This window comes from Vibrio fluminensis, from assembly GCF_015278125.1.
Taxonomy (GTDB): Bacteria; Pseudomonadota; Gammaproteobacteria; order Enterobacterales; family Vibrionaceae; genus Vibrio; species Vibrio fluminensis.
The window spans coordinates 49161-66604 of sequence record NZ_JADILO010000014.1 but is presented as its reverse complement, the minus strand read 5'-3'; the positions used below and the strand labels follow the sequence as shown (position 1 = coordinate 66604).

Here is a 17444-nt window from a genome sequence, read left to right as displayed (position 1 = left end):
ACGCTTATTCTCGATGATATGGGTGGTTAGCGGTAATACTCCATGCACGATAGAGGCTTTCTGCCATAACAATGCGCACAAGTGGGTGAGGTAGGGTCAACGCTGAAAGTGACCAGCTTTGGTCAGCGGCAGCTTTACAAGCTGGGGCAAGACCTTCTGGGCCGCCAATTAAAATGGAGACGTCGCGACCATCGAGCTTCCAACTTTCAAGTTGTTCAGCGAGCTGGGGGGTGTCCCATTTTTTACCCGGAATATCAAGAGTAACAATTCGGTTGCCTTTAGGCACGGCTGCGAGCATGGCTTCGCCTTCTTTTTGCAAAATTCTTGCAATGTCGGCGTTTTTACCGCGTTTGCCTGCGGTAATTTCGATCAATTCTAGCGGCATGTCGTGAGGGAAACGGCGTTTGTATTCTTGAAAGCCTTCTTCAACCCACTTTGGCATTTTAGTGCCGACAGCGATTAACTGTAGTTTCATCGCTTAGCCCCACAGCTTTTCAAGCTGGTACATTTCACGCTGTTCTTCTTGCATCACATGCAAAATAGTATCGCCCATATCAACCACGACCCATTCACCTTCGACTTCACCGTCGACGGCTAATGGCTCAAAGCCTGCCAGTTTTGCTTCACGTGCAACGTGGTCTGCAATTGAGGCAACATGACGCTTTGAAGTACCGGTACATACGATCATGAAATCAGTGATGCTTGATTTACCTTGCACATCGATAGTTTGAATATCTTGTGCTTTCATATCGTCTACTTTGTCTACTAAAAATGCGTTGAGTTGTTGGTGTTGCAAGTTGATATCCTCAATGACACTTGGCTAGGTGTCGTAGTTGTTGGTTCAAAATCGGGTGGCGGATTATAGCACGCTTTTTAAAGCTTAACTTGTGGCAAGCAAAGCACGACACTTAGTTGATGCAATAGTGGCCAACTCGGTTGGTCATACTGCGTTTTAGTTAAGATTTCCGCTTGCGCCAAAAGTTGCATCAATTTTTGCAGGCGGGGAATATTAAGGCGTTGCAATGCCGCTGAGTAGAGTGGTCGCTTACTTTGCCAAATACGATAGCTATCGAATACTTGGGCGATTGAACTCTGCTGCGCTTGCTGCTGCATCTGCAATAGTTGGGTGAGTTCTTTCTGTATCGTTCTCACCAAGATCACCACTTCTACCCCTTCCGCTTCTAATTGGCGCAAGATACGTTGGGCACGGTTGCCTTTGCCAGCGAGCAAAGCATCAATCCAGTGGAACGCAGTAAAGTGATTGTGGCGGCTAAGAGATTCCTCTAAGCGCACTAATGTTAGGTGCCCATCAGGGTAGAGTAATACTAATTTTTCTAGACTTTGACTAAGGGCAAAGAGATTGCCTTCGTGCCATTGCGCTAGCATTTGTACTGCTTCTGCATCAGGTTTGAGTCCTAACGCTCGGCAACGTGCTTGGACAAACTGAGGTAAGCGCTGCAGGTCAGGTGATAAGCAGTTTACCCAACAGCCTTGGCTGCTTAATGTTTTAAACCACTTAGCACTCTCTTGTGCTTTGGTTAGTTTTGTGCCGACGAGTACCAGTAAAATATCTGGATGGAGCATTTCTGCTACGCTAACCAGTTCTTTGGCAATTGCCGCATTAACGCCTGCTTCTGGTAATTCAAGCTCAATCAGTTGGCGAGCAGAGAACAGACTTAATGCTTGGCAACAATCGTAAACCTGATTCCAATCAAAGCTGGTGTCGATTGCAAAGCGATGCCTTTCATCAAAACCTTGTTGCTTAGCAGTCTGTTGAATGGCTTGACGTGATTCTTGTAGAAGTAGAGGTTCATTGCCAAACAACAGATAGATAGGGTGGAGCTGTTTGCTCAGTTGATCCGCAAGGCGGTCAGCAAAAATACGCATGGCTAACTCTTATTGTTCAAGCAGTGGTTGCTCTATGTCCAGAGAGTTGCTGTCATCTTCGATGGTTTTGATCTCGTACTGCTCTTGTTCTTGGATGCGTTGTCGAGCCTGTTGCTCATCAAGCTCTTGGCCAGTCAGCATCGTACCTGCTTCGATATCTGCTTTTAGACGCCCCATTTGACGGACAATTTGCGTCGCTGCCAGTTTGCGCATTTCATCTTCAATCATGTCACGTTCAACCGATTTCGCGAGTGCTGTTAGAGGGTTATCTAGGTAACTACGCGTTACGCTAGTGGAAAAAGTACGTTCGCCAAGATCGGGAATGGTTACACGGTAAGAGGCGCGGAAAGTAAGCTCTTTCTCTGCTGCGCGGGTGTTTTGATACAGTGATAGTGTGCGTTCGCCAACGCTTTCACCTAATAGGTGCAAGTTAGCGACGTTTGCAGCAGGTGCCACAACATTAACGTCATTCATACGCAGTTGACCACGCATCATACGCGTGAAGGTGCTGTATTGGTCATAACTGGTCAAAGACATGGTGTCGAGTTCTTCCGGAATGGAATAATCGCCTCGCAAATGAAATCCACAAGCAGTCAAAAGGGAGGCTGCTAGTACAACACTAGTCAACTTAATCGAGGATAGGGAAAATAGACGCATTGACGTACGACTCTCTGTTATTGGTTATTTATCTAAAGCCACTCATTACGGTTTGGCTGTAAATGGCTTGAGATAAATAAACAGGGTAGAACGGCTACCCTGTTTATTATTCTATCGCGCTAATCTAAATACTGTTTAAACAGTCGCTTATGTTTAGCGTTTGCTCACTAAATTATAGCGAGCGGATTAGTTTGCTACGATGTTTAGTAGTTTACCTGGTACGTAAATTACTTTGCGAATTGTTAGACCGTCTAGGAATTTTTTCGCGTTTTCATCGTTTAGACCAAGCTCACGAACTTGCTCTTCTGAAGCGTCAGCTGCAACAGTAAGTTTTGCACGTAATTTGCCGTTGATCATAACAACGATAGTTTTCTCGTCTTCAACCAGTGCCTGCTCGTCAAACGTTGGCCATACAGCGTTATCGATGTCAGTTTCACCTAGTGCAGCCCATAATTCGTATGAGATGTGCGGAGTGATTGGGTAAAGCATTGCAACGACTGCTTTAAGCGCTTCATCAAGGATTGCACGGTCTTGTGCAGATTCTTGAGGCGCTTTTGCTAGCTTGTTCATCAGTTCCATAATCGCGGCAATAGCGGTATTGAACGTTTGACGGCGAGCGATATCGTCAGTCACTTTGGCGATCGTTTTGTGAACGTCACGACGCAGTGCTTTTTGCTCACCAGAAAGTGCTGCTGCATCAACAGTTTCGGCTGCGCCTTTCTCTGAATGAGTCTTCACTAGTTTCCATACACGTTTCAGGAAGCGGTTTGCGCCTTCTACGCCAGACTCTTGCCACTCAAGTGTCATGTCTGCAGGAGATGCAAACATCATGAATAGACGTACTGTGTCAGCACCGTACTTGTCTACCATCTCTTGCGGGTCGATACCGTTGTTCTTCGACTTAGACATTTTGATCATGCCTGAGTGCTCAACGTTGCGACCTTCGTTGTCAGTAGCAGAAGTGATGCGACCTTTACCATCACGCTCAACTTTAACGTCTGTTGGTGCAACCCACTCTTTGCCACCTTTTTCGGTTTCAAAGTAGAACGCATCCGCAAGCACCATGCCTTGACATAGTAGTTGCTTGAATGGTTCATCAGAGGTTACGTAACCTGCGTCACGTAGTAGTTTGTGGAAGAAGCGTGAGTACAATAGGTGCATACAAGCGTGCTCGATACCACCGATGTACTGGTCTACTGGTAGCCAGTAGTTTGCTTTTTCTGGATCTAGGATGTCGTCTGCTTGTGGTGAACAGTAACGCGCGTAGTACCAAGAAGATTCCATGAAGGTATCAAAGGTATCGGTCTCACGTAGCGCTGGTTCACCGTTGAAAGTAGTTTTCGCCCACTCTTTATCTGCTTTGATTGGGCTCGTAACGCCATCCATTACCACGTCTTCTGGCAGAATAACGGGTAGTTGGTCTGCTGGTACTGGGTGAACTTGACCGTCTTCAGTGGTTACCATTGGGATTGGTGCGCCCCAGTAACGCTGACGAGATACACCCCAGTCACGTAGGCGGAAGTTAACCGTCTTAGTGCCTTTGCCTTCGGTTTCTAGCTTCGCTGCGATTGCATCGAATGCCGCTTGGAATTCAAGGCCATCAAACTCACCAGAATCGAATAGCACGCCTTTTTCTGTGTAAGCGGCTTCAGTAACATCTAACTCGCTACCATCAGCAGGTTTGATTACTGGGATGATGTCTAGGCCGTACTTAGTTGCGAACTCGTAGTCACGTTGGTCATGAGCAGGAACCGCCATTACCGCGCCCGTGCCGTAATCCATTAGTACGAAGTTAGCTACATAAATAGGGACTTCACGGCCGTTCAATGGGTGAATAGCGGTAAGGCCTGTTGCCATACCTTTTTTCTCCATTGTTGCCAGCTCAGCTTCCGCAACTTTGGTGTTCTTACACTCATCAATGAACTTAGCCAGTTCAGGGTTATTCTGTGCCGCTAGCGCTGCAAGAGGGTGACCTGCTGCAATACCAACGTAAGTCACACCCATTAGCGTGTCAGGACGGGTTGTGTACACTTCAAGGTCTTGTTGACCTTGTACCGCAAACTTAAGTTCAACACCTTCAGAACGGCCAATCCAGTTGCGCTGCATGGTCTTAACCATTTCAGGCCAACCATCTAGAGTTTCTAGGTCGTCTAGTAGCTCTTGAGCGTATTCAGTGATCTTAATGAACCACTGAGGGATTTCTTTTTGCTCTACAGGGGTATCACAACGCCAGCAGCAGCCATCTTCAACCTGTTCGTTTGCTAGAACTGTTTGGTCGTTTGGACACCAGTTAACTGAAGAGGTTTTTTTGTACACTAAGCCTTTTTGGTAAAGCTTAGTGAAGAATTCTTGTTCCCAACGGTAGTACTCAGGAGTACAAGTTGCGAATTCACGATTCCAGTCGTAGCCAAAACCTAGCAATTTTAGCTGGTTTTTCATGTATTCGATGTTTTCGTATGTCCAAGGCGCAGGTGCAGTGTTGTTTTTTACTGCTGCGTTTTCAGCTGGTAGACCAAACGCATCCCAACCGATAGGTTGCATTACGTTTTTGCCTTGTAGACGTTGGAAACGAGATACCACATCACCGATAGTGTAGTTACGCACGTGACCCATGTGCAGTCGACCACTTGGGTAAGGGAACATTGATAGACAGTAGAATTTTTCTTTATTTGGGTCTTCACTTACAACAAAGGTCTTGTTGTCGTCCCAGTGCTGTTGAACCTTCTGTTCAATATCTTGCGGGTTATATTGCTCTTGCATCGATGATATCCGGTTATCTTGGAAAGTGTGAGTTCAGTTAGAACAGACAATAATAGATCGTCATAGAATACATAAAGGAGCAAGGTTCAACAATAGCCAACACTCTTCATCATAGAGTTTACGGCAATGTTGGCGGCTTTATCTCTCTTCCTGAGCTATTGGGAGCCAATATTCAGGGGCTTGTTCAAAGTAGATCGGGCTGAATTAAAAACTTTCAGCTTGTCGAGAACCACAAGGGGGTGACTATGCCTAAACACAAAACAGGTTATGAAGATATGTTTGAGGACGTGGTTGAAGCGCTCAAACATAGTCCGGATGAGGTTAACCATGTGCTAGAAACCTCAGGGAAATATGTCGATGCGGCCAATGATATGACTAAAGATGAGTTGGCACTCATCTCGGCGTATGTTAAATCGGATTTGAAAGAGTTTGCCGATAACTATGAAGAGTCGAAAAAAGGTCCGTTTTATTTAATGGTGGCGGATTCGATTTGGCAAGGTTTGTTGGAGATCACTGACCGCACCAAAGTGGAGTGGATTGAGCTATTTGCTGATTTAGAACATCAAGGGCTATATGAAGCGGGCGAGGTGATTGGGCTCGGCACCTTAGTGTGTGATGAGTGTGGCCACCAGACGCAATATAACCACCCAACGGAAATCATTGCGTGTACCCAATGTGGCCACAAAGCGTTTTCTCGCCGGGCGCTTAAACCATAGTTCATTTAGATACAATAAAGGGCTCAGATGAGCCCTTTATATCTTTATACTGATTTTCTCATCCGCCAAGTGAGCAGGGCACAGATTGCTACCCAGATATAAAGTGGCCAACTACCAAAACCATGGTAAGGGGTTTGGCCAGTGGTCGAAGTCACTTGTGTACGCAGTACTCCCGTTTCAAACTGTGGCAATTGCGCGGTGATATTACCTTTAAAATCAGTGACTGCGGTGACGCCGTTATTGGTGGAACGAATCACCGGTTTGCCAAACTCAAGCGCGCGCATACGGGCAATTTCCATATGTTGCAGCGGGCCAATTGAGTGACCAAACCACGCATCGTTAGACAGCGTCAGAATGAAGTCTGTTTCGTCAGTGATATTCTCACGAACTTGTTCACCGAATATGATTTCATAACACAATGCGGGTGCCAGTTGCTTACCGTTGGCATCAATGTTGTTTTGGATAAAATCGCCACGGCTAAACGAGGACATTGGCAGATTGAAGAATGGTGCGATTGGACGCAAAATATCTTCAAAGGGCACAAACTCGCCAAACGGCAGGAGGTGATGTTTGTGATAGCGTTTGTCCAGATCGTAACTGTAATCACCATATGCGGTTGCGCCAAGCGATAGAATGCTGTTGTAGAAACGGCGATCTTCATCTTGGTTAACGACACCAGTGATAACCGCGCTGTTATGCGCTTTGGCATTGCTATCGAGATTGCTCAGAAATGAACTAATCTCAAATTCAAACGCAGGAATAGCCGCCTCTGGCCAGATGATGATATCGGCATCCCAGTTTTTACGGGTAAGGTCGATATATTTCATGATGGTTGGCCAACGCTCGCTTGGTACCCATTTCAATGCTTGTTCGATATTACCTTGAACCAGTGCAACTTTAGTTGTGCTGTCAGGGTTGAGTGTTACCCAGTTAACGTTTCTTAAGCCGAAGCCAGTCGCGAGCACGACAGCAGGAACAATAAATGTGAGCCAGTGTTTATTGAGCAGCGCGTAGCTAATTGCGCCTGCACTGAGTACGATCAGTAAGGTGATTAGCTCAACTCCGCCAATCGGCGCAAAGCTAGCCAGTGGCGAGTCGATCTGACTGTAGCCAAGCCAAAGCCATGGAAAACCGGTCATTACCCAGCCACGTAACCAATCACAAACTAGCCATAAAGCCGGAGCGAGAATAAAAAAGCGTGTACGGTTATTGTGGGGCGCAAATCGATTAAGTAAGCCAGTAAACAGCGCAGAGTAAATCGCTAGATAACCTACTAATAACGCCATTAAAAATGCGCTAGCTATCTTTGGCATACCACCAAAGTTATCGATACTGACATGGACCCAGCTAATTCCGGTTGCGAATTGGCCAAGCCCCCAAGCGTAGCCAATCCAAGCAGCTTTTTTGGCTGATTGTCCGTGAATGAGACAAAGTAGGGCCGCGATACTGACAAATGCCAGAGGCCAGATTTGATAGGGAGCAAATGCAAACGTTGTTAAAGCGCCAACAAAAGCGGCCCCTAAGGGCCGCTTGAGGCGATGAAATAGATTACTAATCATCGTATATTCTTATTGAGAAGAATGTGGATTATTCTTCGATAGGTTGAGTAACTTGTTCTTCGTCTGGCACGGTAACTTGCAGTTGCACAACACGTCGGTTGTCTGCTGCCGTTACTTTAAAGCTGTAGCCTTCAATATCTACAACTTCGCCACGAGAAGGAAGATGACCAAATGTTGTCATCACAAGACCACCTACCGTGTCCACTTCTTCATCACTGAACGAAGTCCCGAAGGTTTCGTTGAACTCTTCAATAGTGGTTAGGGCTTTGACAGCAAATGTGTGCTTGCTTAACTTGCGGATATCCAGTTCTTCTTCGTCGTCGAATTCATCTTCGATGTCGCCAACGATCTCTTCCAAGATATCTTCAATGGTTACAAGGCCTGACACACCACCAAATTCATCCACAACGATCGCCATATGGTAGCGTTCTTCGCGGAATTCTTTTAATAGGCGGTCTACACGTTTGCTTTCAGGTACAACAACAGCAGGGCGGATCACTTGTTCAATGTCGAATTCTGCGCTGTTTGAACCAAGGTACTTAAGTAGGTCCTTCGCTAGAAGAATGCCTTCCACATGGTCTTTGTCTTCGCTAATAACAGGGTAGCGAGAGTGTTGAGCGTCAGTAAGCAGTGCCACAAGAGCATCTAGGTTATCTGTGCGTTCAACCGTAACCATTTGCGAGCGTGGGATCATAATGTCGCGCACACGCATTTCGGCGATTTCCATAACACCCTCAAGCATGTCTCGAGTGTCGTGGTCAATCAGGTCATTAATTTCAGAGTCGCGAATTACATCGACAAGCTCTTGGCGGTCTTTTGGTTCACCTTGAAATAGTTGACCTAGGCGTTCAAAGAAGGACTTTCTACTCGGACCTTCAGATTTTTCTTTCTTACCTTCTACAGATGAGGGCGAATTGTCTTCGTTCATTGTGTCTCATTACAATAACGCTATCAGAAGTGTGATAGCACACGTTGGAATGCTAAACGGCGAAATTTATCGCGGTTTTGCATTCCACCAAGCAACCTAAGTTACTCTTTTTCTGCAATATATGGGTCTTCAAATCCCATTTTTTGCATAATTTCTGTTTCGAGCGACTCCATCTCTTCAGCTTCGTCGTCTTCGATATGATCATAACCTAGCAGATGCAGGCTGCCATGTACAACCATATGAGCCCAATGTGCTAATAAAGGCTTATCTTGCTCAACTGCCTCTTGCTCGACTACCTGACGACAGATGATTAAATCACCAAGTAGGTTAATTTCAATGCCTGGAGGAGCTTCAAACGGAAAAGAGAGCACATTGGTTGGTTTGTCTTTACCGCGATATTCTAGGTTGAGCTGGTGGCTTTCCGCTTCATCAACGATGCGTACCGTCACTTCCGCTTCCTTTTGGAATAGCGAAACTGCATTGCTTAGCCATGAGTGAATTTCATCGAAACTAGGCAAGCCGGTTTCATCTTTGACTGCCAATTGTAGATCGAGTTCGATTGTCATTACTCTTTATTCTCCGGCGCTGAAAATAGCTCAGCTTTTTGTGCTTCTAAGAGCTTCGCCTCGCGTTCTTCACGGCGGCGTTTTTCAAACTCTTTACGTTCTTTTTGATCTTGTGCTTCCCACTTCTCATACGCGTTTACGATACGCGCAACGACTGGATGGCGTACCACGTCATCTGATTGGAAGAAGTTGAAACTGATTTCGTCGACTTCGTTCAGCACTTCGACAGCGTGACGTAGACCAGATTTAGCTCCGCGTGGTAAGTCAATTTGCGTTACGTCGCCCGTGATCACCGCGCGTGAGTTAAAGCCGATACGCGTGAGGAACATTTTCATCTGTTCCACAGTGGTGTTTTGACTTTCATCGAGAATGATAAAGGCATCGTTGAGGGTACGACCACGCATGTATGCAAGTGGCGCGACTTCGATTACGTTGCGCTCAATCAGTTTCTCAACACGCTCGAAACCAAGCATTTCAAACAACGCATCATAAAGAGGGCGTAAGTAAGGATCGACTTTTTGGCTCAAATCACCCGGCAAGAACCCAAGTTTTTCTCCGGCTTCTACTGCAGGACGAGTTAGCAAGATACGGCGAATTTCTTGACGCTCCAGTGCATCAACCGCTGCAGCCACCGCTAGGTAAGTTTTACCTGTACCCGCAGGACCAATACCAAAAGTAATGTCGTGCGTCACCATATTCACCAAGTACTGAGCTTGGTTTGGGGTGCGCGGTTTGATGACGCCTTTTTTGGTTTTTACGAAGACTTCTTTGCCATGCTCGAAGTTCGCTTGCGCATCTTGTTCAAGGACACCTGACTCTTTGATTGCCAGATGGATCTCTTCTGGTTCAATGTCTGGGATATTGCCACGAACAGGGGCGGTGTTAACGTAAAGGGTTTTAATAATTTCAAGCGCGGCAGCGGAGGTATGAGGTTTACCCACGATAGTGAAGAAGTTGCCTCGGTAGCTGATTTCAACACCTAAACGGCGTTCTAAATGCTTGATATTGTCATCAAATGGACCGCATAGGCTTGCTAAACGGTGGTTGTCGGCAGGTTCTAGATTGATTTCTAGAGTTACGATTTTATTGCTCAAAGTTACCTCTCATTGTTGCCATACAGTGGAGAGCTGATAACGACCAGCTCTCCGATGGCTTTATACGAGCTTATGGCGTAAAGGTTGCAACACCTAGCTCGTCTTCGCGACGTGTTTTCGCCATCATTTGCATTGGCGAAATCACGCTGCGAAGATCCATATCTTTTTCTGTGCGTACTAGCTCACCACGGAGTGAGTTAGCAAACACATCAACAATCTTAACATCAACAAACTGACCGATCAGATCCGCGTTGCCTTCAAAGTTAACCACGCGGTTATTTTCAGTACGTGCACGAAGCTCCATTAGGTTTTTCTTCGATGGACCTTCAACTAACACTCGTTGCTCAGTGCCCAGCATTAGGCGAGAGTAACGCATCGCTTGTGCATTGATGGTTTGTTGCAGTTCGTATAGACGCTCTTTCTTCACATCCTCTGCTAGATCACATGGGTAATCTGCAGCAGGCGTACCTGGGCGAGGTGAGAAGATAAAGCTAAAGCTCATATCAAAATCAACGTCTTTGATAAGCTTCATCGTGTCTTGGAAATCTTTGTCTGATTCGCCTGGGAAACCGACGATAAAGTCAGAACTGATTTGAATGTCAGGACGAGCTTTACGCAGTTTACGGATGATCGACTTGTATTCGATTGCCGTGTGAGGACGCTTCATCATCGTCAATACGCGGTCACTACCACTTTGAACAGGCAGGTGCAGGAAGCTCACTAGTTCTGGTGTGTCTTCGTACACTGCGATGATGTCGTCAGTAAACTCTAGCGGGTGGCTCGTGGTAAAGCGGATACGGTCGATACCATCGATAGATGCCACAAGGCGTAGTAGTTCAGCAAATGAGCAAATGTCGCCTTCATGTGTTGGACCGCGGTATGCGTTTACGTTTTGACCCAGTAGGTTTACTTCACGTACACCTTGCTCAGCTAGCTGCGCGATTTCGTATAGTACGTCGTCCATCGGGCGGCTAACTTCTTCACCGCGCGTGTATGGTACTACGCAGTAAGTGCAGTATTTCGAACAGCCTTCCATGATTGAAACGAATGCTGTTGCACCTTCAGCACGCGGCTCAGGTAGACTGTCAAACTTTTCAATTTCAGGGAATGAGATATCCATTACAGGTGCCTCATTCGCTTGCGACTGTTTGATCATTTCTGGCAGACGGTGCAGTGTTTGTGGACCAAAGATTACGTCAACAAAAGGTGCACGTTCACGGATGTGATCACCTTCTTGAGTTGCTACACAGCCACCCACACCGATCACTACACCCGCTTTTTTGTCTTTCAGTGTTTTCCAACGACCGAGTTGGTGGAACACTTTTTCCTGTGCTTTTTCACGGATCGAACAGGTATTAAGTAGAAGTACATCTGCTTCATCAGGGTCTTCTGTTAGCTCATAGCCATTTGCAGCATTAAGCAGATCGGCCATTTTCGATGAATCATATTCGTTCATCTGGCAGCCCCAAGTTTTAATTAGCAGTTTCTTACTCATCTCACTTTCGCTCGTGTTAAATCTTAAAATTGGTTGAACTACTCTTAAAGCTCTAGTTCAAATTATATACCCAAGTAACTTTAATTTAGCACTTGAGCGTGCCGCCTTCACGGCGGTAAGCGGCGTATTGTACTGCTTTAAAAAGCACCTGACTAGTGTTGTGGCAAAATCAGTCAAAGCCCGAATATATAAGGGCTTTGCCCCTTGTACAGATAAGGTTTTTAGTTACATTTTCGTAATCAATACGTACAATAAAAATTCACCCACAAATCAAGATGATGACGTGCAAAAAATGAACAAGTTTGATATTGCTGTGATTGGCGGTGGCATGGTTGGTGCTGCTGTCGCGCTTGGTTTTGCCAAGCAAGGACGACAAGTTGTGATGGTTGAGGGCCAGGAGCCTAGCCCCTATTCTGATGAGCAACCAATGGATATCCGTGTCTCAGCAATCTCGCATCACTCAGTTCAAATTCTCCAAGATCTAGGTGCATGGCGAGCGATTGAAGCAACTCGAGTGTGTCCGTATCGCCGCCTTGAAACTTGGGAGCACCCAGAGTGTCGTACTCGTTTTCACTCTGATGAGCTTGGCCTTGATCAGCTTGGTTACATTATTGAAAATCGCTTAATCCAACATGGCTTGTGGCAGCAGTTTGAGCAATACCCTAATTTAACCGTGATATGTCCTGACTCCTTGGCTTCGCTGGAGTTTGGTGAGAGTGTTGGAATTGAACTGACCTCAGGCGCACGAATCTCCGCTGAGTGGGTCGTTGGCGCCGATGGCGCGAACTCGCAAGTGCGTCAGCAAGCTGGAATTGGGATAACCGCTTGGGACTACCGCCAGCATTGTATGTTGATCAATGTGGCGACTGAACTCGATCAGCAAGATATTACTTGGCAGCAGTTTAATCCTACGGGGCCGCGTTCGTTTTTGCCGCTGTGTGGTCAGCAAGGGTCACTGGTTTGGTATGATTCACCAAAACGTATTAAGCAGCTTAGCGCAATGTCGAACGAGCAAATGCGTGAAGAAATTTTACTTAATTTCCCTGCAGAACTCGGTGATATTACGGTTCTTCAGCATGGCTCATTTCCGTTGACTCGCCGCCACGCTCAGCAATATGTCAAGAATCGTTGCATTTTGGTCGGGGATTCTGCTCATACAATTAATCCGCTCGCAGGGCAGGGCGTGAACTTAGGCTTTAAAGATGTCGATGCTTTACTAAAAGTAACACAAGGTGAATCATTAACCGCTGAATTGTTGGCGAGTTATGAGCGTAAGCGTCGCGGAGACAATCTATTGATGCAATCGGGGATGGATGTGTTCTACAAAGGTTTTAGTAATGATGTAGCCCCGCTGAAATTGCTACGCAATGCGGCGCTGAAGATTGCTGACAAAACAGGGCGGTTAAAACAGCAAGTGTTGAAATACGCGCTCGGCTTGTGAATTCCTATACCAAAGTATTTTGAGGTTACTTGAGTATTTCTCGGAATACAAAAAACGCTGCACAGAGCAGCGTTTTTTTCGTTTGGCTAAGTAGGAATTACTTAGTTACGCGTAGTACTGGAGTTTCACCAACAGTTACTGCACCAGAAAGCTTGTTTAGCTCTTTGATTTCGTCCATGTTAGAGATAACAACAGGAGTTAGAGTAGACTTAGCTTTCTCTTCTAGAAGTGCTAGATCGAACTCAATGATAGTGTCGCCAGCTTTAACTGTTTGACCTTCTTCAGCGATACGCTTGAAGCCTTCGCCTTTAAGTTCAACAGTGTCGATACCGAAGTGAACGAATAGCTCAACGCCGTCGTCAGACTCGATAGAGAAAGCGTGGTTAGTTTCAAAGATTTTACCGATAGTACCGTTTACAGGAGCTACCATCTTATCGCCTGCTGGTTTGATAGCGATACCGTCACCAACGATTTTCTCAGCGAAAACTACATCTGGCACATCTTCGATGTTAACGATTTCACCAGATAGAGGTGCGATGATTTCGATTGCACCAACATCAGCGCTGTCATCAGATACTAGCTTCTTAAGTTTGTCAAACAGACCCATTGTGTCATGCTCCTAACGTTTAGTTTTATTCTTTCGCAATATAGTATACCAATCTAGTCGAATAGACGAATAATTTTAGCGCCACAAAACGCTAATAAACTTGCAATAAAATGGCAATCAACAGGCTAAGAATGGATTACTCTCAACCTGTTAAATGGCCGTAGTCACTGCTTTTTCTGTCTATTCAAGCAGATTAGCTATGCAGATTATTGAGTTTTCTCTGCAATGAACTTTTCTACAACTGCTTCGATTTCTGCTGCTGTTGGTAGAGAAAGCGCTTCTTCCGCCATTGCTTTAACTTCTGCGAAGTTAGAGTTACGGATGACTTTCTTAACCACAGGGATAGAGATGCCGCTCATAGAGAACTCATCTAGACCCATACCTAGTAGTAGCAGAGTAGCACGCTCGTCGCCTGCTAGCTCACCACACATACCAGTCCACTTGCCTTCAGCGTGAGAAGCGTCGATCACTTGCTTGATTACTGTTAGTACAGCAGGTGATAGTGGGTTGTATAGGTGAGAAATCATTTCGTTACCACGGTCTACTGCCAATGTGTATTGAGTTAGATCGTTAGTACCGATTGAGAAGAATGCAACTTCTTTTGCTAGGTGGTGAGCAATCGCAGCAGCAGCTGGAGTCTCAACCATCACGCCGATTTCGATGTTTTCATCGAATGCTAGGCCTTCTTCACGAAGTTCTGCTTTGTACTCTTCGATTGCTGCTTTCAGCGCACGGATTTCTTCAACAGAGATGATCATTGGGAACATGATACGTAGTTTACCGTGTGCTGATGCACGTAGGATACCACGTAGCTGGTCACGAAGAATTTCACGACGATCCAAGCTGATACGAACTGCACGCCAACCAAGGAATGGGTTCATCTCTTTTGGTAGATCCATGTATGGTAGATCTTTGTCACCGCCGATATCCATAGTACGGATGATTACCGCTTGACCTTCCATTGCTTCTGCAACTTCTTTGTAAGCTTGGTACTGTTCTTCTTCAGTAGGAAGAGCATCACGGTCCATAAATAGGAATTCAGTACGATACAGACCAACGCCTTCACCGCCGTTACGGATAATACCGTCACAGTCTTTAACTGTACCGATGTTGCCGCAAACTTCTACACGGTGGCCGTCTAGAGTTTCTGCGTGAAGATCTTTAAGTTGAGCTAGCTCTTCTTTTTCAGCAATGAATGCAGCTTTAACTGCTTTTGCTTCTGCTAGCGCTTCTTCTGATGGATTGATAACAACTTTGTTATTCATTGCATCAAGAATTAGCATGTCACCGTTCTTCACTTTCTTAGTGATGTCGTTAGTACCAACGATAGCTGGTAGTTCAAGAGAACGTGCCATGATTGAAGTGTGAGACGTACGACCGCCGATGTCACAAGCAAAGCCTAGAACGTAATCTAGGTTGATTTGTGCAGTTTCTGAAGGCGTTAGGTCGTAAGCTACTAGGATAACTTCTTGATCAATATCGCTTAGAGAAACGATGTTGATACCTAGCGCATTTTTAACGAAACGAGTACCGATGTCGCGAATGTCTGTCGCGCGCTCTTTTAGGTATTCGTCATCTAGAGATTCTAGAGCACATGCTTGCTCTTCGATAACCGTGTGGATTGCGTTATCAGCAGATAGCTTGTCGTTTTTGATCAGTGCTAGGATTTCTTCTTCTAGCTCTTCGTCTTCAAGAAGCATGATGTGACCTTCAAAGATCGCTTCTTTTTCTTCACCGAAGGTTTCAAGTGCTTTTTGCTTGATGGTTTCAAGCTGAGCTGATGACTTGTTACGAGCGTCGAAGAAACGTTGTACTTCTGCTTCTACTTGATCGTCTGAGATTGAGTTTGTGTTTAGGACAATTTCATCTTCTTGAAGTAGTAGTGCTTTACCAATAGCAATACCAGGAGATGCTAGGATGCCTGAAATCATAGCCTTACCTTAAATTGGTCAACTTTAAACTGGAGAAAAATATGGATACGCTAACGTTAATGTTTAGCTTATGTTAGGGCCTATTTCCAACAAAGCCATTCTGTTTTCACAAAATGGCTTTGAAAATAGGAGACCTAATTAGTGTAGTTGGTCCATTAGGGCAACTAGGTGGTCAACAGCTTGCTGAGCTTGCGGGCCTTCAGCAGAGATTGTAACTACAGTACCTTTAACTAGGCCAAGAGTTTGTAGTTTGAATAGGCTTTTTGCGCTTGCGCTTTTGCCATTTGAAGTCACTGTGATGTCAGCGTCAAAAGCTTTTGCTTCTTTAACGAACTGTGCAGCAGGACGAGTGTGTAGACCATTTTCTGCAGTGATTTCAACTTGCTTCTCGTACATTTTGTATACCCCAATTAATTTATATTTTAGATAGTATTTGAACCAAACCTAGCTTAGTGACGTTTGCTGGCTTCTTCTAGTGAAACTTGCCTGCAATGTGTTCCGAAGTTGGCACTGGTTACAATTTTTGCAGTAACGACTCTACCATTGAGTAAAAGTCATCACCAGCTTGAATACTGATTTGGCAATATTATTTTGAAGCCAAAAATAAAACATTGCTGATATTACCAAAGGTAGGAGCAGGATCAACAAAAAAGCCCCTGAACGGGGCTTTTTTAAACGAAAAATTGATTTCGATACGTATTACTGTTGGTTCTCTTTCTCAGTAAATAGGCCAGAAAACAGCGCTGTACTAAGGTAACGTTCACCAGAGCTTGGTAGAACGACTACGATTGTTTTTCCTGCAAATTCAGGTAGTTCCGCAATTCTGTTTGCCGCAACGACTGCTGCGCCTGAAGAGATACCAGCTAAGATGCCTTCTTCTTCCATTAGTCGGCGAGCCATCTCAATTGCCTCATCTGAAGTCACTGCCTCAACACGGTCTAAAAGCTCTAAATCTAAGTTACCAGGGATGAAACCTGCGCCAATACCTTGGATTTTGTGTGGCGCTGGTTGAATTTCATCACCTGCGAGTGCTTGGGCAATCACTGGTGATTCTGCTGGCTCAACGGCGACTGAAGTGATCGCTTTGCCTTTTTCGCCTTTGATATAACGACTGGTACCGGTGATTGTGCCGCCTGTACCGACACCTGCAACGATGACATCGACTTCACCGTCAGTTGCATCCCAGATCTCTGGACCAGTGGTTTTTTCATGAATTTCTGGGTTAGCTGGGTTATCAAACTGCTGTAGTAACAAGTATTTTTCTGGGTTGCCTGCTACGATCTCTTCTGCTTTAGCAATCGCGCCTTTCATGCCTTTTGCTGCTTCAGTTAGCTCTAGTTTTGCGCCTAGTGCTTTTAATAGCTTACGACGCTCAAGACTCATTGATTCAGGCATAGTTAGAGTCAGTTTGTATCCGCGAGCTGCTGCGACGAATGCTAATGCAATACCAGTATTGCCGCTGGTTGGTTCTACAAGCTCAACTCCTGGCTTTAATTTGCCTTGCTTTTCCGCATCCCAAATCATGTTTGCGCCAATACGGCATTTCACGCTGAAGCTCGGGTTACGCGCTTCAACTTTTGCTAATACATTCCCTTTCGCGACTTTGTTTAAACGAACTAGAGGAGTGTTACCGATAGTTTGAGTGTTATCTTCGTAGATTTTGCTCATTGTCTGATCCTTCATAAGATGGCTATTTGCTCGTATGTCAGGTGTTGACCGCACAAACATAGTGGAATTTTATCTAACCTAAACTGCTTTGAGGCTGCCTAGCTGTTATTTGATGAAACCAGATTAGGGCTTTTA

General features: G+C 45.4%; 16 protein-coding genes. 2 read left to right on the top strand and 14 right to left on the bottom strand.

Translation table 11 applies throughout. The features are described from left to right. Positions 1-4 precede the first annotated feature (4 nt). The 5 genes from rlmH to leuS form a co-directional block, all read right to left on the bottom strand. Positions 5-475, bottom strand: a complete 471-nt coding sequence (gene rlmH / locus IRQ95_RS11640) for a 23S rRNA (pseudouridine(1915)-N(3))-methyltransferase RlmH (protein WP_194437097.1) — start codon at positions 473-475, stop codon at positions 5-7. A gap of 3 nt (positions 476-478) precedes the next feature. Beyond that, complete coding sequence (rsfS, locus tag IRQ95_RS11635) at positions 479-796, bottom strand: ribosome silencing factor (RefSeq protein ID WP_194437096.1); 318 nt, start codon at positions 794-796, stop codon at positions 479-481. A 77-nt stretch (positions 797-873) separates the two neighbouring features. Further along, the gene (holA, locus tag IRQ95_RS11630) at positions 874-1887 is read right to left on the bottom strand and encodes a DNA polymerase III subunit delta (RefSeq protein ID WP_194437095.1); all 1014 of its coding nucleotides are present in this window, start codon (positions 1885-1887) and stop codon (positions 874-876) included. A 9-nt stretch (positions 1888-1896) separates the two neighbouring features. Continuing rightward, positions 1897-2544 carry an LPS-assembly lipoprotein LptE gene (locus tag IRQ95_RS11625; RefSeq protein ID WP_194437094.1) on the bottom strand — a complete coding sequence of 216 codons (648 nt, stop codon included), beginning with the start codon at positions 2542-2544 and terminating at the stop codon, positions 1897-1899. A gap of 186 nt (positions 2545-2730) precedes the next feature. Next, the gene (gene leuS / locus IRQ95_RS11620; RefSeq protein WP_194437093.1) at positions 2731-5304 is read right to left on the bottom strand and encodes a leucine--tRNA ligase; all 2574 of its coding nucleotides are present in this window, start codon (positions 5302-5304) and stop codon (positions 2731-2733) included. A gap of 245 nt (positions 5305-5549) precedes the next feature. On the opposite strand from leuS, the gene IRQ95_RS11615 reads away from it, so the two are divergent. After that, a complete protein-coding gene (locus IRQ95_RS11615; protein WP_194437092.1) occupies positions 5550-6020 on the top strand; it encodes a zinc ribbon-containing protein in 471 nt (156 codons plus the stop codon). Positions 6021-6064: 44 nt separating this feature from the next. Here the strand turns inward: IRQ95_RS11615 and lnt are convergent, their stop codons facing one another. The 5 genes from lnt to miaB all read right to left on the bottom strand — a co-directional run bounded on the left by lnt (position 6065) and on the right by miaB (position 11662). Then, positions 6065-7579 (bottom strand): apolipoprotein N-acyltransferase, encoded by a 1515-nt coding sequence (lnt, locus tag IRQ95_RS11610; RefSeq protein ID WP_194437091.1) that lies wholly within the window; start codon positions 7577-7579, stop codon positions 6065-6067. 28 nt (positions 7580-7607) lie between these two features. After that, on the bottom strand, positions 7608-8507 hold the full coding sequence (corC, locus tag IRQ95_RS11605; RefSeq protein ID WP_075651112.1) for a CNNM family magnesium/cobalt transport protein CorC: 900 nt from the start codon (positions 8505-8507) through the stop codon (positions 7608-7610). Positions 8508-8608: 101 nt separating this feature from the next. After that, on the bottom strand, positions 8609-9073 hold the full coding sequence (gene ybeY / locus IRQ95_RS11600; RefSeq protein ID WP_194437090.1) for an rRNA maturation RNase YbeY: 465 nt from the start codon (positions 9071-9073) through the stop codon (positions 8609-8611). Next, the gene (locus tag IRQ95_RS11595; RefSeq protein WP_194437089.1) at positions 9073-10167 is read right to left on the bottom strand and encodes a PhoH family protein; all 1095 of its coding nucleotides are present in this window, start codon (positions 10165-10167) and stop codon (positions 9073-9075) included. The genes ybeY and IRQ95_RS11595 overlap by 1 nt, the downstream gene beginning before the upstream one ends. 70 nt (positions 10168-10237) lie before the next feature. Next, positions 10238-11662, bottom strand: coding sequence for a tRNA (N6-isopentenyl adenosine(37)-C2)-methylthiotransferase MiaB (gene miaB / locus IRQ95_RS11590; protein WP_194437088.1), 1425 nt, complete (start codon positions 11660-11662; stop codon positions 10238-10240). Positions 11663-11954: 292 nt separating this feature from the next. On the opposite strand from miaB, the gene IRQ95_RS11585 reads away from it, so the two are divergent. Next, positions 11955-13103, top strand: coding sequence for a 2-octaprenyl-3-methyl-6-methoxy-1,4-benzoquinol hydroxylase (locus tag IRQ95_RS11585; protein ID WP_194437087.1), 1149 nt, complete (start codon positions 11955-11957; stop codon positions 13101-13103). A gap of 97 nt (positions 13104-13200) precedes the next feature. Here IRQ95_RS11585 and crr read toward each other — a convergent pair whose 3' ends face one another. The 4 genes from crr to cysK form a co-directional block, all read right to left on the bottom strand. Beyond that, positions 13201-13710: a PTS glucose transporter subunit IIA gene (crr, locus tag IRQ95_RS11580; protein WP_075651122.1), complete on the bottom strand. Its 510-nt coding sequence runs from the start codon at positions 13708-13710 to the stop codon at positions 13201-13203. 206 nt (positions 13711-13916) lie between these two features. Then, positions 13917-15641, bottom strand: coding sequence for a phosphoenolpyruvate-protein phosphotransferase PtsI (gene ptsI, locus IRQ95_RS11575; RefSeq protein WP_194437086.1), 1725 nt, complete (start codon positions 15639-15641; stop codon positions 13917-13919). 138 nt (positions 15642-15779) lie between these two features. Then, positions 15780-16037 (bottom strand): HPr family phosphocarrier protein, encoded by a 258-nt coding sequence (locus IRQ95_RS11570; RefSeq protein WP_011078325.1) that lies wholly within the window; start codon positions 16035-16037, stop codon positions 15780-15782. A gap of 303 nt (positions 16038-16340) precedes the next feature. Continuing rightward, positions 16341-17309 (bottom strand): cysteine synthase A, encoded by a 969-nt coding sequence (gene cysK, locus IRQ95_RS11565; protein ID WP_194437085.1) that lies wholly within the window; start codon positions 17307-17309, stop codon positions 16341-16343. Positions 17310-17444 lie beyond the last annotated feature (135 nt).

Coding starts and splice junctions, on each gene's coding strand:
- IRQ95_RS11625 (WP_194437094.1), bottom strand. CDS start 2,544: ATGCGTCTATTTTCCCTATCCTCGATTAAGTTGACTAGTGTTGTACTA.
- IRQ95_RS11585 (WP_194437087.1), top strand. CDS start 11,955: ATGAACAAGTTTGATATTGCTGTGATTGGCGGTGGCATGGTTGGTGCT.
- rlmH (WP_194437097.1), bottom strand. CDS start 475: ATGAAACTACAGTTAATCGCTGTCGGCACTAAAATGCCAAAGTGGGTT.
- corC (WP_075651112.1), bottom strand. CDS start 8,507: ATGAACGAAGACAATTCGCCCTCATCTGTAGAAGGTAAGAAAGAAAAA.
- crr (WP_075651122.1), bottom strand. CDS start 13,710: ATGGGTCTGTTTGACAAACTTAAGAAGCTAGTATCTGATGACAGCGCT.
- cysK (WP_194437085.1), bottom strand. CDS start 17,309: ATGAGCAAAATCTACGAAGATAACACTCAAACTATCGGTAACACTCCT.
- IRQ95_RS11615 (WP_194437092.1), top strand. CDS start 5,550: ATGCCTAAACACAAAACAGGTTATGAAGATATGTTTGAGGACGTGGTT.
- leuS (WP_194437093.1), bottom strand. CDS start 5,304: ATGCAAGAGCAATATAACCCGCAAGATATTGAACAGAAGGTTCAACAG.
- lnt (WP_194437091.1), bottom strand. CDS start 7,579: ATGATTAGTAATCTATTTCATCGCCTCAAGCGGCCCTTAGGGGCCGCT.
- miaB (WP_194437088.1), bottom strand. CDS start 11,662: ATGAGTAAGAAACTGCTAATTAAAACTTGGGGCTGCCAGATGAACGAA.
- IRQ95_RS11570 (WP_011078325.1), bottom strand. CDS start 16,037: ATGTACGAGAAGCAAGTTGAAATCACTGCAGAAAATGGTCTACACACT.
- holA (WP_194437095.1), bottom strand. CDS start 1,887: ATGCGTATTTTTGCTGACCGCCTTGCGGATCAACTGAGCAAACAGCTC.
- ybeY (WP_194437090.1), bottom strand. CDS start 9,073: ATGACAATCGAACTCGATCTACAATTGGCAGTCAAAGATGAAACCGGC.
- ptsI (WP_194437086.1), bottom strand. CDS start 15,641: ATGATTTCAGGCATCCTAGCATCTCCTGGTATTGCTATTGGTAAAGCA.